11 protein-coding genes and 1 pseudogene are annotated in these 14,043 nt (G+C 62.6%); 7 read left to right on the top strand and 5 right to left on the bottom strand.

Features of this window, described 5'->3' with window-relative positions; genetic code table 11:
• Positions 1 to 44 precede the first annotated feature (44 nt).
• The 4 genes from ASC86_RS14680 to ASC86_RS14665 all read left to right on the top strand — a co-directional run bounded on the left by ASC86_RS14680 (position 45) and on the right by ASC86_RS14665 (position 4,258).
• A complete protein-coding gene (locus ASC86_RS14680) occupies positions 45 to 1,295 on the top strand; it encodes a DUF3419 family protein (protein ID WP_056322332.1) in 1,251 nt (416 codons plus the stop codon).
• 29 nt (positions 1,296 to 1,324) lie between these two features.
• Positions 1,325 to 1,936, top strand: coding sequence for a class I SAM-dependent methyltransferase (locus ASC86_RS14675; protein ID WP_056322661.1), 612 nt, complete (start codon positions 1,325 to 1,327; stop codon positions 1,934 to 1,936).
• Between the two features lie 155 nt (positions 1,937 to 2,091).
• Complete coding sequence (locus ASC86_RS14670) at positions 2,092 to 2,892, top strand: GH25 family lysozyme (RefSeq protein WP_056322330.1); 801 nt, start codon at positions 2,092 to 2,094, stop codon at positions 2,890 to 2,892.
• Between the two features lie 169 nt (positions 2,893 to 3,061).
• On the top strand, positions 3,062 to 4,258 hold the full coding sequence (locus ASC86_RS14665) for a lytic murein transglycosylase (RefSeq protein WP_056322327.1): 1,197 nt from the start codon (positions 3,062 to 3,064) through the stop codon (positions 4,256 to 4,258).
• A 27-nt stretch (positions 4,259 to 4,285) separates the two neighbouring features.
• Here ASC86_RS14665 and ASC86_RS14660 read toward each other — a convergent pair.
• A pseudogene (locus tag ASC86_RS14660) lies at positions 4,286 to 5,515 on the bottom strand (cation:proton antiporter); the annotation flags it as partial.
• 304 nt (positions 5,516 to 5,819) lie between these two features.
• Here ASC86_RS14660 and ASC86_RS14655 point away from each other — a divergent pair.
• The gene (locus ASC86_RS14655; RefSeq protein WP_082510201.1) at positions 5,820 to 6,722 is read left to right on the top strand and encodes a DMT family transporter; all 903 of its coding nucleotides are present in this window, start codon (positions 5,820 to 5,822) and stop codon (positions 6,720 to 6,722) included.
• Positions 6,723 to 7,195: 473 nt separating this feature from the next.
• Here the strand turns inward: ASC86_RS14655 and metF are convergent, their stop codons facing one another.
• The 4 genes from metF to ASC86_RS14635 all read right to left on the bottom strand — a co-directional run bounded on the left by metF (position 7,196) and on the right by ASC86_RS14635 (position 12,068).
• Entirely contained in the window at positions 7,196 to 8,119 is a 924-nt protein-coding gene (metF, locus tag ASC86_RS14650; RefSeq protein WP_056322319.1) for a methylenetetrahydrofolate reductase [NAD(P)H], read from the bottom strand.
• Between the two features lie 3 nt (positions 8,120 to 8,122).
• On the bottom strand, positions 8,123 to 9,157 hold the full coding sequence (locus ASC86_RS14645; protein WP_056322658.1) for a metalloregulator ArsR/SmtB family transcription factor: 1,035 nt from the start codon (positions 9,155 to 9,157) through the stop codon (positions 8,123 to 8,125).
• Between the two features lie 237 nt (positions 9,158 to 9,394).
• The gene (gene ettA, locus ASC86_RS14640; RefSeq protein ID WP_056322316.1) at positions 9,395 to 11,044 is read right to left on the bottom strand and encodes an energy-dependent translational throttle protein EttA; all 1,650 of its coding nucleotides are present in this window, start codon (positions 11,042 to 11,044) and stop codon (positions 9,395 to 9,397) included.
• A gap of 88 nt (positions 11,045 to 11,132) precedes the next feature.
• Positions 11,133 to 12,068 carry a ribonuclease gene (locus tag ASC86_RS14635; RefSeq protein ID WP_244477610.1) on the bottom strand — a complete coding sequence of 312 codons (936 nt, stop codon included), beginning with the start codon at positions 12,066 to 12,068 and terminating at the stop codon, positions 11,133 to 11,135.
• A 56-nt stretch (positions 12,069 to 12,124) separates the two neighbouring features.
• Between ASC86_RS14635 and ASC86_RS14630 the strand changes: the two genes are divergently transcribed.
• Positions 12,125 to 13,066: an alpha/beta hydrolase gene (locus ASC86_RS14630; protein ID WP_056322653.1), complete on the top strand. Its 942-nt coding sequence runs from the start codon at positions 12,125 to 12,127 to the stop codon at positions 13,064 to 13,066.
• A gap of 7 nt (positions 13,067 to 13,073) precedes the next feature.
• Positions 13,074 to 14,024, top strand: a complete 951-nt coding sequence (locus ASC86_RS14625; protein WP_056322313.1) for a DMT family transporter — start codon at positions 13,074 to 13,076, stop codon at positions 14,022 to 14,024.
• The last annotated feature ends 19 nt before the right edge of the window (positions 14,025 to 14,043 follow it).

Here is a 14,043-nt window from a genome sequence, read left to right as displayed (position 1 = left end):
GTTCGGCCATAGAAGCGGGCAACTTCACAACGGATGGCAGCGCAATGACTGATCTCGCCCCCGATGCCGGCTATGGCAGCACCAAAGCCAAGCTCAAGACCGCCCTTCTCCAGCACGATGCCTTCAGCCCCGCCGGATTCTCCGAACGGCTGTTCGGTCTTCTATTTTCCGGCCTCGTCTACCCGCAGATATGGGAAGACCCGGCCGTCGATATGGAAGCGATGCGGATCGCGCCGCACCACCGAATCGTCACCATCGGCTCCGGTGGTTGCAACATGCTCGCCTATCTCTCTGCCGGCCCGGCCGGGATCGACGTGGTCGATCTCAACCGCCATCACATCGCCCTGAACCGGCTGAAGCTTGCCGCCTTCCGCCATCTGCCGAGCCATGGCGACGTGCGCCGTTTCTTCGCCGAAATCGGCACCGCCAGCAACACCCAGGCCTACGACCTCTTCATCGCGCCGAAGCTTGACCGCCAGACCCGCGCCTACTGGAGCGGCCGCGACTTGACGGGACGACGGCGCATCCGCGTCTTTTCGCGCAACATCTATCGCACCGGCCTGCTCGGCCGCTTCATCGGCCTTGGCCATCTGCTCGCGCGCCTGCACGGCGTCGATCCCCAGGAGCTGGTGAAGGCCCGCTCGATCCGCGAACAGCGCCAGTTCTTCGACGAACGCCTTGCGCCGCTGTTCGACCGTCCGGTGGTGCGTTGGATCACGGCGCGCAAAAGCTCGCTTTTCGGCCTCGGCATTCCGCCGCAGCAATTCGACGAGCTGGCGCGGCTCAGCGAAGAGCGCTCGCTCTCCAGCGTGCTGCGCGGCCGACTGGAAAAGCTCGTCTGCCACTTTCCGCTGAAGGATAATTATTTCGCCTGGCAGGCCTTCGCCCGCCGTTACCCGCAGGCGCATGAGGGCACGCTGCCGCTCTACCTTCAGGAAGGCAGCCGCGACGCCATCCGCGACGGCGCTGACCGCGTGAAGGTTCACCACGCGAGCTTCACCGAGCTTCTTGCCGGCAAGGCGGCGAGTTCCGTCGATCGCTACGTGCTGCTCGACGCGCAGGACTGGATGACGGATGCGCAGCTCAACCACCTCTGGAGCGAGATCAGCCGCACGGCAACGCCGGATGCCATGGTCATCTTCCGCACCGCCGCCGAAGACAGCATCCTCCCCGGCCGGCTCTCTGAAACGCTGCTCGGCCAGTGGGACTACGATGCCGAACGCTCGCTGGACCTCGGCCGCAAGGACCGCTCGGCCATCTATGGCGGGTTCCACATCTACAGGAAGAAGCCGTGAGCCTTTCCCTCGACAGCCATGCGGCCCGCATGGACCGGATGTACAGATACCAGCGGCACATCTATGATTTTACACGGAAATATTATCTTTTCGGCCGCGACACGCTGATCCGCGACCTCGACGTGCCCGACGGCGGCAGCGTGCTGGAAATCGGCTGCGGCACGGGACGCAACCTTGCCTTGATCGCCCGCCGTTTTCCCGGTTGCCGGCTCCATGGCTTGGATATATCGGCGGAAATGCTGGCGAGCGCCGAGGCGAAACTCGGCCGGAACGCCCCAGTGCTGCGCGTCGCCGACGCCACGGATTTTTCCGCAGGACAGTTCGGCACGGATGGTTTCGACCGCATCGTGATTTCCTATGCCCTGTCGATGATCCCTGATTGGGAAGCGGCGATCGATGCCGCCATCGCAGCGCTCAAGCCCGGCGGGTCGCTGCATATCGCCGATTTCGGCCAGCAGGAACGCCTGCCCGGCTTCGTTGGAACTGCGCTCAAGGCCTGGCTTGTCCGCTTCCACGTCACGCCCCGACCCGACCTCAAAGAGGTGCTACAGGAGCGGGCGGATCGTGCGAATGCGCGGCTTGAATTCCGCTCGTTGGGTGGCGGCTATGCCTGGCTTGCCACCTATCGCCAGGCCGGATGAACGGGCGACTGCCCTCTTCCATCATTTCCAGCTTGAAAATAACCCAATTTTTACGATGATGGGGCGATTATGGGGGCAAGCCTCCGGGGGGATCGTCACATCATGGACACCGTCATTTGAGGCGCAATCATCGATCGTTTCGAAACGGGAACCCCATGCGCCGGCACCTTCTGGCTCTGCTGCCAATCCTGACGCTTCTTTCGGCCTGCACCTACGGCGATTACGACCTCGTTTCAACCGCCTCCATCCCGCCGCGCTTCCACGACAAGGACCCGCAGGATTTTGGCGCGCGCACGCCGCATCAGCAGGCGATCCACGGCATCGACGTTTCCAAATGGAACGGCGACGTCGACTGGGGCAAGGTCCGCGCCTCCGGCGTTTCCTTCGTCTTTATCAAGGCGACCGAGGGCAAGGACCGGGTCGATACCCGCTTCAACGACTACTGGCAGGGCGCGCGCGCCGCCGGTCTCGCCTATGCGCCCTACCACTTCTACTATTTCTGCTCGACGGCGGACGAACAGGCCGACTGGTTCATCGCCAATGTTCCGAAGAGCGCCGTGCACCTGCCGCCGGTGCTGGATGTCGAGTGGAACAACGAATCCAAGACCTGCCGCTTCCGCCCCTCGGCGCTGACCGTGCAGAGCGAAATGAAGCGCTTTATGGACCGCCTCGAAGCCTACTACGGCAAGCGGCCGATCATCTACACGTCGGTCGATTTCCACCGCGACAATCTCGTCGGCCAGTTCAACGACCACCATTTCTGGGTGCGCTCGGTGGCCAAGCATCCGACAGAGATCTATACCGAGCGCCGCTGGGCCTTCTGGCAATATACCAGCACCGGTGTCGTGCCGGGCATTCAGGGCGATACGGATATCAACGTCTTTGCCGGCTCCGCCAAGAACTGGAAGAACTGGGTCTCGGCGGTCTCGCAGCCCCAGCAGGTCGCGCAGAACTGAGCCTGAAGACACGCGCATAAGCCCTTGAACGGATACCTGTTTAACGGTTAACCGCCGGGCATTTCTTCTTTCCGCCCCAATGACATGTCATGGGGCGGACATCACTTTCACGAAAACCTCGCGCGCTGCCCGTTCGTCGGCAGCGCGAACAACTCTTGAAGGATTTGCGATGTTCCGCCGTGTTCGGCCCCTGCTTCTGTCCACCGCCTTTGTCTCTCTCGTTGCCTCCTCGGCCTTCGCCCAGCAGGCGCCGGCCTGCGGCGGCGATCTTTCGGCCTTTCTTGCGGGCGTGAAAAGCGAAGCCGTCGCCAAGGGCATTCCAGCCGATGTCGTCGACCGGGCGCTGGCCGGTGCGAAGATCGACGAAAAGGTGCTGAGCCGTGACCGCGCGCAGGGCGTTTTCAAGCAGAGCTTCACCGAGTTTTCGAGCCGCACCGTCAGCAAGGCGCGCCTCGATATCGGCGCCAAGAAGATGAAGGAATATGCCGCCGTCTTCGATCGCGCCGAGAAGGAATTCGGCGTTCCGGCCGCCGTCATCACCGCCTTCTGGGCGATGGAGACCGATTTCGGCGCCGTGCAGGGCGATTTCAACACCCGCAACGCGCTGGTGACGCTCTCCCATGACTGCCGCCGCCCGGAAATGTTCCGCCCGCAGCTGATCGCCGCCATCGAGATGGTCCAGCACGGCGACCTCGACCCGGCAACGACGACCGGTGCCTGGGCCGGCGAGATCGGCCAGGTGCAGATGCTGCCGGAAGACATCATCGCCCAGGGCGTCGATGGCGATGGCGACGGCCATGTGAAGCTGAAGGAAAGCTCGCCGGATGCGATCATGACCGCGGCGAAGTTCATCGCCAGCCTCGGCTACAAGGCCGGCGAGCCCTGGATTCAGGAAGTCAGCGTGCCGGAAAACCTGCCCTGGGAAAAGACAGGCCTGCAGCCGGGCATGACGGCCGGCGACTGGTTCAAGCTCGGCGTCAAGCCGCGCGACGGTAACACGTCCTTCCCGCAGCTTGCCGCTTCGGTGGTCATTCCGCAGGGCCGCAAGGGCGTGGCCTTCATGACCTATCCGAACTTCAATATCTATCTCGAATGGAACCAGTCGTTCATCTACACGACCTCGGCCGCCTATTTCGCCACCCGCCTCAACGGCGCACCGCCCTACAATGGCGGCAACCCGGAACCCGGCCTGAGCAACGACGGTATGAAGGCACTTCAGACCAAGCTGCAGGGCATGGGCCACGATGTCGGCAAGATCGACGGCATTCTCGGCTCCGGCACCCGCGCGGCGCTGCAGAAGGAACAGCAGCGGCTCGGCCTGCCCGCCGATGGCTGGGCGACGGAAGGCGTTCTCAACGCGCTCTGAGCAGAGCAAGCACTGCTGATACAACTCTTAGGGCCGGTTTTCCGGCCCTTTTTGCTGCGCGCGTCTGAGCTTGCGATGATGGCGGGCGAGACGGAAGGCGCGGTATCGGAGCCGGATCGACCAGCGCGCGCCGGCAAAGGCCTCGCCTTCGCGGGCATAGGCGATCGCGAGGGCTTCACGGTAATCGTGCAGCTCTTCGGAGGCGATATTTTCCATCCTGTGCATCAGGTTCACCCAGACGGGCGAGACCAACAGCGAAATCGCCGTGACGGTAATCGCCAGCCGGTAGGTATCGAGCTGCAGAACGCCGGTCGAGAAACCGGCGGCGGCCAGAACGAAGGAAAACTCGCCGATCTGCGCCATCGAAAGACCGGCGATCAGCGCGATCTGCGGCGAGGAGCCGGTTTTGCGCAGCAGGAAGATGTTGAGCACCGTCTTGGCCGCGATCACCATCACCGCCGCGCCCATCAGCAACAGCAAATGGTCAAACACGAAGGGCAGATCGATCAACAGGCCGATGGACAGGAAGAAGACGACGAGCAGCACGCTCTGGATCGGCTCGATGACGGGAATGATGCGGCTGCGCAGCGTCGAATTGCCGAGCAGGATGCCGGCGAGAAAGGCGCCATAGGCCGGCGACATGCCGGCCACACCGGAAACCGCCGCCGCCGAAAAGCATAGCGCCAAAGCTCCGAGCGCCAGGATCTCGACCTTGTCTTCCATGGTTTCGCTGAAGGGGATCTTCAGCTTGCTGCGGTGGCCGAACCACCACAGCAGCCCCGCCAGAAGCCCGATGGCGACGACCATCTTCACCGCGATCGAAACGATATCCAGCTCTCCGCCGCCGAGGCTGGAGACGAGGATGAGCATCGGCACGACGGCGACATCCTGCGCGATCAGCACGCCGATGGCGATGCGGCCCGTTTCGCTGCGAAGCTCGCCCATATCCTCCAGCATCTTCATGGCGACGACGGTGGATGACATCGCCGCGACAAAGCCGAGGATCATGCCTTCGGCAAGGCTTGCGCCAGTCATCAGCTCGATCAGAACGGCGACCGCCAGCGCCGCCCCCACCTGCCCGCCGGCCACCAGCAGCGCCTGACGCAGCGTCAGCGTGAACGCCTTGACGGAAAGCTCCATGCCGATGAAGAACAGCAGCACGACGACGCCCATCTCCGCGAGAAGGGTGACGTTGCCACTGGAGGAGATCAACCCGAAACCGGTGGGGCCGAGCGCGATGCCGGCGAGGATGAAGCCGACGAGCGGCGGCTAGCGCAGACGCAGGAAACCAAGCCCGAGCAACGCCGCCACGGCGACCACGACAGCAATGGAAACGAGGCTCTGGTCGCCATGGGATGCAGTTTGCGCAGCAGCGTCCAACGTTTCCAGCGCAAGCTCCTCGAATGAACCAAATCACGATACGGCACGAATCGGGTGGCGGCCCGCCGCCGAAATCCGTACTCCCTCACAATGTTTCAAATCAGGCGCCGGAAGGTCAAGGCATATGCAGCAAATTCGAGATGCACAGACGGCGCCGGCAGCCCTGCCGCAGGCGACCCGTATGGCGGCCTCCACCTGGGGGTTGCTCTGCCTCCTCGGCCTGATCTGGGGCGGCTCGTTCTTCTTCGCGCGCATCGCCGTCGCGGCTGTTCCGCCTTTCACGCTGGTCTTGCTGCGGGTGGGGCTGGCAGCGCTGGCGCTACAGATCTACATCGCCGGACGCCACGGCATTTATGATGTGTTTGCAAAGCGCTGGCGGCAGTTTCTGCTGCTGGGCCTCATCAACAACGCCATTCCGCACACGCTGATCTTTCTCGGCCAAACCCAGATCGGCGCCGGCCTCGCCGCGATCCTCAATGCCACGACGCCGGTCTGGACCGTGCTGATCGCCAATGTCCTGACATCCGACGAGCGGCTGAGCGCGATGAAGATCGCCGGCTGCCTGCTCGGCCTTGGCGGAACCGCCGTGCTGATCGGCCCCAGCGCTTTTACCGGCCTTTCGCCGGAGAGCGGCGTGCCGCTCTGGGCGCTGCTTCTGCCGGTGGGCGCCGCGATCAGCTATGGTTTCGCTGCCATCTACGGCAAGGGTTTTCGCGATCTCGCGCCGCCGGTGACGGCGGCAGGGCAGATGACAGCCTCGACTGTCATCATGCTGCCGGCGTCCCTCATGCTCGATCGCCCCTGGGAGCTCGCCATGCCCGGCCTGCCGGTGATCGCCGCCATCCTGGCGCTGGCGCTGATCTCGACCGCCTATGGCTATATCCTCTATTTCCGCATTCTCGGGCGCGCTGGCGCAACCAACGCTTCTCTCGTCACCCTGCTGGTGCCGCCGAGCGCGGTGCTACTCGGGTTTCTTTTCCTCGGGGAGACCCTGCATACTGCCGATCTCGCCGGCATGGCGCTGATCGCACTCGGCCTGATCGTGCTCGACGGCCGGCTCGTCCGCGCCTTAATGACAGGTTAACGGAGGTTTGAGGCTGTATCGGCCTGATGCCTTCACGGGATGTTTCATCCGTTCACATTAACGAAATCGATGCGATTGTGAAAAAAATGTGGCGAAATGAAAAACGTTTTTAAACAATATATTAGCCCTGTGCATAACGGAAATTGGGCGTTTCCTTATCGCAGCGCAGCATAAAATCCGCTTTGACACGTCGGGTTTTCACCCTATCTTTCAGACGTTAACGCAAGGAGGGCCGATTATGGGACTTACGCATTCGCTGAATGTCCTCATGATAAGTGCAGCGTTCGTCTTCGTCGCAACCATGCTTTTCATCTGAAGCGCCAGGAGATCAGATAATCGGATTTTATCCGAGCCATTGCAGCCAGACAGCATCTTGAACGCAGCATGCGGATGCTGGCACCAGACTGCCTCAACTGAAAAATCCCTGTCGGCAACCCGGCGGGGATTTTCCGTTTTTCAGAGATGCTTTGCCGTCAGGCGGCCGCGCCTTCATGGCGGGCATGGCCAACCACCGGCCTGCGCTCGAAACCGACGAGATCGCAAACGGCGGCGATCAGCGGCGAGCGGTTCATCGTATAGAGGTGGAAATCGCGCACCCCGCGACGGGCGAGATCGACGATCTGCTCGGCGGCAATATGGGTCGCCTCCTTGAAGCGCTCGACCGGCTGATCGTCGAGATGCTCAAGGCGGGTGGCGATCGCATCCGGCACGCGCGCGCCGCAGAGGCCGGCGAATTTGCGCATCTGGCCGAAATTGTTGATCGGCAGGATGCCCGGCACGATCGGGATGGCGATGCCGGCGCGGCGCACCCGCTCCAAATAACGCTCGAAATCGTCATTATCGAAGAAGAACTGGGTGAGCGCACGCGTCGCGCCATTGTCGACCTTTCGCTTCAGCATATCGATATCGGTAGCGACATCGGCGCTTTCGGGGTGCTTTTCCGGATAAGCGGAGACGGAGATTTCAAAATCGCCCTTGGCGCGGATACCGGCAACGAGGGCTGCGGCATTCTCGTAACCGCCGGCAAAGGGTTCGTAACGGGAACCGATGCCGCCTTGCGGATCGCCGCGCAGGGCCACGAAATGGCGCACGCCGCAGGTCGCGAACTCATTAACGACCGCATCGACATCGGCCTTGTCGGCACCGACGCAGGTGAGATGGGCGGCGGTGTTGAGAAGCCCGGTATCCTTGATCATGCGGCAGACGGTGGTCAGCGACCGCGCCTTGGTCGAGCCTCCGGCGCCGTAGGTGACCGTGACGAAGGACGGGGAAAAGACCGACAGGGCCTCGACGGTGTCGAACAGCTGCGTCTCCATCTCCTCGTTCTTCGGCGGGAAATATTCGAAGGAGAGCCGCAGATTGCCGCGCTCGGCCGGATAAAGCGTGTGGATCGCCATGGTTCAGTTCCTCCCCGCCTGGGCATAACGGGTACGCTCGACGTCCCCTGCATTGTCATTCGTCTTCGGCTCTGCCGCGCGCCGGTCGCGGGCAAGCCAGATGGTCACGGTCAGCTGCCGGTCGCTCTCGGGCTTCAAATCGACCGCCTTCTCCACCGAAAGCCCTGCCCGCTCCAGCCATTCGGCCATCGTCGCATGGGAGAAGCCGAGGCGGACGTGTGCGTGCTCGTCGCGCAGGTGCTCCAGGCTATGGGGGGCAAGATCGATGATCGCCAGACGGCCGCCCGGCGCCAACATGCGAGCCGCCTCCAGGATCGCCGCCTCCGGCTGCTCCAGGAAGTGCAGCACCTGATGGATGGTGACGAGATCGAAAGCCTGGCCATCGAGCGGCAGGTTGAAGATATCGCCGTGGCGGATGGTCGCCTTGCTGGTGCCGCTGCGGTCGAGATTGGCACGCGCCACTGCCAGCATGTCGCGGCTGGCATCGATGCCGATGCCGCGGCGATAGATACCTTCGAACAGCTGCAGGATGCGGCCGGTGCCGGTACCGAGGTCGAGCAGCGTATCGACCGGCGCATCGCCGACCACGCGCTTCAGCGCCGCTTCGACATCGGCTTCGCTGACATGCAGGCGCCGCAGCGCATCCCACTCGCCGGCATTACGGCTGAAATAGGCCTGCGCCTTTTCCGCCCGCGCCCGCTTCAGGGTCACAAGACGCTCGCTGTCACGCGCCAGCACAGCATCGGCTTCGGAGGCGGCGGACAGCATGTCCTGCACCAGCCGGACCGGCGCCCCTTCGTTCTTCATGCGGAAATAGGCCCAGGCACCTTCCTGATAACGATCGATGAGGGCGACTTCGGAGAGCAGCTTCAGGTGACGGGAAATACGCGGTTGGGACTGGCCGAGAATTTCGGTAAGATCGGTCACGGTGAGGTCGCCGGCCGACAGCAGCGCCAGAAGACGCATCCGCGTCGGCTCCCCCGCCGCCTTCAGGACGTCGACCAGCGCATCCAATCCCAAGCCCTGTGCGTTTGCCATCAAAAACCCCATCAACACATAAAGATATGTTTATGTGATTTCAGGATGCGGTGCAACTCGGAAATTGGGTGTTGAGAGAAATGAAGAGGCCCATCGGTGGCCCAGCGGGGAGAAGGGAGACGCAAGTGGCCACCAAGCGCCCCAAATACCCCTGTCCCGCAGCAAAAAGGGCGGCCTTGCGAGGCCGCCCTTTCCAAGACTTACAGGCGGCCATTCGCGCCGCCCGCTCGAAACGCCTCAGCGCGTCAGGCGCTTGTAGCTGACGCGGCTCGGGTTGACCGATTCCGGGCCGAGGCGGCGGATCTTGTCGGCTTCGTAATCCTCGAAGTTACCCTCGAACCATTCGACATGGCTGTCGCCTTCGAAAGCGAGGATGTGGGTCGCAAGACGGTCGAGGAACATGCGGTCGTGGCTGATGATGACAGCGCAGCCCGCGAAGTTCTCGAGCGCAACTTCGAGCGCACCAAGCGTTTCGGTGTCGAGGTCGTTGGTCGGTTCATCGAGCAGCAGGACGTTGCCGCCGGACTTCAGCATCTTGGCGAGGTGAACGCGGTTGCGCTGACCACCCGAGAGATTGCCGACCTTCTGCTGCTGGTCGCCGCCCTTGAAGTTGAAGGCGCCGCAATAGGCGCGCGAGTTCATTTCGAACTTGCCGAGCTTGACCACTTCGGCACCGCCTGAAATCTCTTCCCAGACGGTCTTTTCCCCGGCCAGCGCATCGCGGCTCTGGTCGACGTAGGAGAACTGCACGCTGTCGCCGACGCGGATCGAGCCGCTGTCGGGCTGCTCCTGGCCGGTGAGAATGCGGAACAGGGTCGTCTTGCCGGCGCCGTTCGGGCCGATGACGCCGACGATGCCGCCCGGCGGCAGCTTCAGCGAGAGATTGTCGATCAGCAGGCGGTCGCCATAGGACTTGCTGATGCCGTCGAGTTCGATGACGACGTTGCCGAGGCGCTCGGCCACCGGAATGATGATCTGCGCATCGGTCGGCCGGATGTTTTCGGCCGCTTCCACCAGCTGGTCATAGGCCTTGATACGGGCCTTGGACTTCGACTGGCGGGCCTTAGGGCTGGAGGCGATCCATTCCTGCTCGCGGCTGATCGCCTTCTGGCGGGAAGCGTCTTCGCGCGATTCCTGCTGCATGCGCTTGGCCTTTGCGAGCAGGTAGGCCGAGTAGTTGCCCTCGTAGGGAATGCCGCGGCCGCGATCGAGTTCGAGAATCCAGCCGGTGACGTTGTCGAGGAAGTAGCGGTCGTGGGTGATCATGATCACCGCGCCCGGATACTGGCGCAGGTGGTTTTCCAGCCAGCCGATGGTTTCGGCGTCGAGGTGGTTGGTCGGTTCGTCGAGCAGCAGCAGGTCCGGCTTCGACAGCAGCAGCCGGCAAAGCGCGATACGACGACGCTCACCGCCCGAAAGGCTGGTCACGTCGGCATCGCCCGGCGGGCAGCGCAGCGCGTCCATGGCCATCTCGACCTGGTTTTCGAGATCCCACAGGTTCTGGCCGTCGATGATGTCCTGAAGACGGGCGCCTTCCTCGGCGGTCTCGTCGGAATAGTTCATCATCAGTTCGTTGTAGCGCTCGATGATCGCCGTCTTGTCGGCAACGCCTTCCATGACGTTTTCCAGCGCGGTCTTGTTCGGATCGAGCTGCGGCTCCTGCGCGAGATAACCGACGGTCGCGCCTTCGGCGACCCAGGCTTCGCCGGTATATTCCTTGTCGAGGCCCGCCATGATGCGCAGCACGGTCGACTTACCGGCGCCGTTCGGGCCGAGGATACCGATCTTGGCGTCCGGGTAGAAAGACAGGCTCACATTATCGAGAACCTTCTTAGCGCCGTAGGCCTTGCTCAGCCCCGACATGTGAAAGATGAATTGGCGTGCCATTAAGCTCTGCTCCGACGGAATGAAATTTGCCCGCTATGTAGGCGAATTATCCCCAAGGAGCAATCTCGAAACCGGCGACATCTCCGCTTTACCGGGCTTCCGCGCGCGCAATGGTGCCGCTTGCGCATTTGCCGTGGGTGGCATCGGCGGCAAGGATGAGCGCCGACAGCGCAGAGCCCGCATTCCCCTGCCCTGCGGTACCGGCAGAGGCACTGACCGGCGTAACGGCCCCGCTGTCGCCGAGCCCGATCGTAAGCCCCGTCACGATCGTCTCCTTGCCCGTCTTTGCGCAATGAAGACGTACTCGCTCGCCGGCACCCGGACCGAAGGCGGTATCGAAAGCCTGCCGCACCTCCTGCTCCGTCACCATCCCGCCGAGCTTTTCAACGAACAGGCTGCGCACGGCCGAGCGGTTCAGGGCATCGAGATAGCGCATCTGCCCTTCGAAATACGCTTCCGCACTCGCGGAATAACAGCGGCCGCTTCGCAGCCATTGATGACGGTCGAGGCCGGATTGCACACCGGGCATGACGGCCGCGAGCGTCACCATCGCCTCATTGGCAAGCTCGGGGCGCGGCAATTCCAGCCATTTGCCCTTGCGGTCCTGTGCTTTGACAGCGGCATCGATGCCGCAATAGCTCTTGCCGACCGGCCAGAGGCCGTGCAGCGTAAAATGCATGGCGGAAAAGCCATCCTGCGTCTCGGCCTTGCATTCGAGTCGTTCAGGCCGGGTTCGGCAGAAGCCCGGCTGCCAGCTGACGGAAAAGACCGCCCTGGTCCGTCCCGCCTCCCTCGCCTTCTGTTCAGCAGCTTGCGCCCCCGCCGAAAAGATCATGAGGAACGCCGAAAGAAGGTATGACATCTGCCTCAAGATCGCGATCATCGCGTCATCCTCCAACAAGAACAAAACATGATCATTAACCAACATTAACGGGAAAATTACAACCCTTAATCGACTACCCTGCTTAAATTTTCTGAGGTAATGCGCAACCGTCACCAAGATGGCATTGCTTTCGCCCGGCAAATCTCCTTGAGTGCGGAATGTGTCGCTACATGCGGCCGGGAATGGCGGGAGGCATGATGTTTCAGGAGGTGAAGGCGCTGCGAAGCCCGACAGGTGCGACGCTCGCCTGGCGGTCGCAGGCTGCGGCCGCGCCGGAACGTGGCGTGCTCCTGCTTAGCCACGGCCTTGCCGAACATTCCGCCCGCTATGCCCGCTTCGCCCATTTCATGGCGGTGCAAGGTTTTCACATTTATGCCCACGATCATCGCGGCCACGGCGCGACGCAAGGGGCGGATGCGCCCTTTGGGCGCTATGCGCAAGCCGAGGGTCCAAAGAAGGTGGTCGAGGATATCGCCGCCATAGCCGGCGTCGCCAAGGCTGAACACCCGGATTTGCCTGTCATTCTTTTTGGGCATTCCATGGGTGGGCTGATCGCGCTCAATGCGGCGGAAGAAAATCCCGAGCTTTACGATGGGCTTGCGGTCTGGAACTCCAATTTAAATCCGGGCCTCGCGGGTCGTGCCGCACTCGTCATCCTTGCCGGAGAGCGCATGCTGAAGGGTTCGGATGTGCCGAGCACCATTCTGCCGCCGCTCACCTTCGGCGCCTGGGGAAAATCCATCCCCGGCCACAAGACGCCGTTCGACTGGCTTTCTCGCGACGAGCGCGAAGTCGCCGCCTATATCGCCGACCCGCTCTGCGGTTTCGATGCCAGCGTTTCGATGTGGATCGATATCTTCCGGCTGACCTTTGCCGGCGCAAGCAGTGAGCGCCTGCGCCGCCTGCCGGCAAAGCTGCCGATCCACCTCGTCGGCGGCGGGCAGGACCCAGCGACCAATGGCGGCCGCGCCATCGGCTGGCTTGGCGAGCGCATGAAGCGACATGGACTTCTAAACGTGACGACGCGGCTCTATCCCGAGATGCGCCACGAAACCCTCAATGAAAAAGACCGCGAAGGCCCGATGCGGGACTTCGCAGCGTGGTGTGCCGCCGTCGCAAACGGCTGGCGCAAGGCATAGGCAGAGCATGACGGACAACGCAATTTCGGGAACTGCCCGCAGGGACGACGTATCGCTCGGCATGAGCCTGATGGTGATCTCTGTGCTGCTGGCGCCGCTTATCGACATTTTTTCCAAGCTTGCCATCGCCACGGTGCCCTCCGGCGAAATCACAGGCGCACGCTTCGTTTTGCAGGCGCTGTTCCTGCTGCCGATCGTGGCGATGCGCGGCACGCTGTTCGAACTCACCTGGAAGAAGACGGCGCTGCATGCCCTGCGCGGTGCGCTGCTGGTCGCGGCCATGCTCTCCTTCAGCACGACGCTGAAGGTGATGGAGGTTGCGGATGCCATCGCCATCTTCTTCGTCGAGCCGATCATGCTGACCATTCTCGGCAGTATCTTCCTGAAGGAGACCATCGGCTGGCGGCGCTATACCGCCTGCGGCGTCGGCTTTTTCGGGGCTATGCTGGTCATCCAGCCGAGCCTTCAGGAAGTGGGGCTGATCGCGCTTCTGCCTGTCGTCGCAGCTTTCATGCTCGCGGTTTTCCTGCTGGTAACGCGGCTGGTGGCGAAGAACGAGGACCCGTGGTCGATGCAGTTTCATGCCGGCATCTGGGGCATGCTGTTTTGCGCCGTACTGCTGTTTTTCGGCAAGGGAACCGGCTCGGATATCCTCGATCCCGTCATGCCGGACAGCACGGCGATGCTCTATCTGCTCGGCGTCGGCGTGACCGCAACGATCTCGGGCATCCTTGGGGTCTATGCCTATCGGGCAGCGCCTGCTTCGGTGCTGGCGCCGCTGCAATATCTGGAAATCGTCTCGGCGACCATCTTCGGCTGGCTGGTGTTCGATCACCTGCCGGACGCTTTGAAATGGCTCGGCATTGCCATCATTATCGGCTCGGGCCTTTACATCATCTGGCGGGAGCGCCGGGTCAACAAATCCGCCGGCATCGCGCCGGTATCGCCGGCAATCTAGCCGGCCGCATGCTTGGAGG

The organism is Rhizobium sp. Root1212, from assembly GCF_001424985.1.
Taxonomy (GTDB): domain Bacteria; phylum Pseudomonadota; class Alphaproteobacteria; order Rhizobiales; family Rhizobiaceae; genus Pararhizobium.
This window is presented reverse-complemented; position numbering and strand designations above follow the sequence as displayed.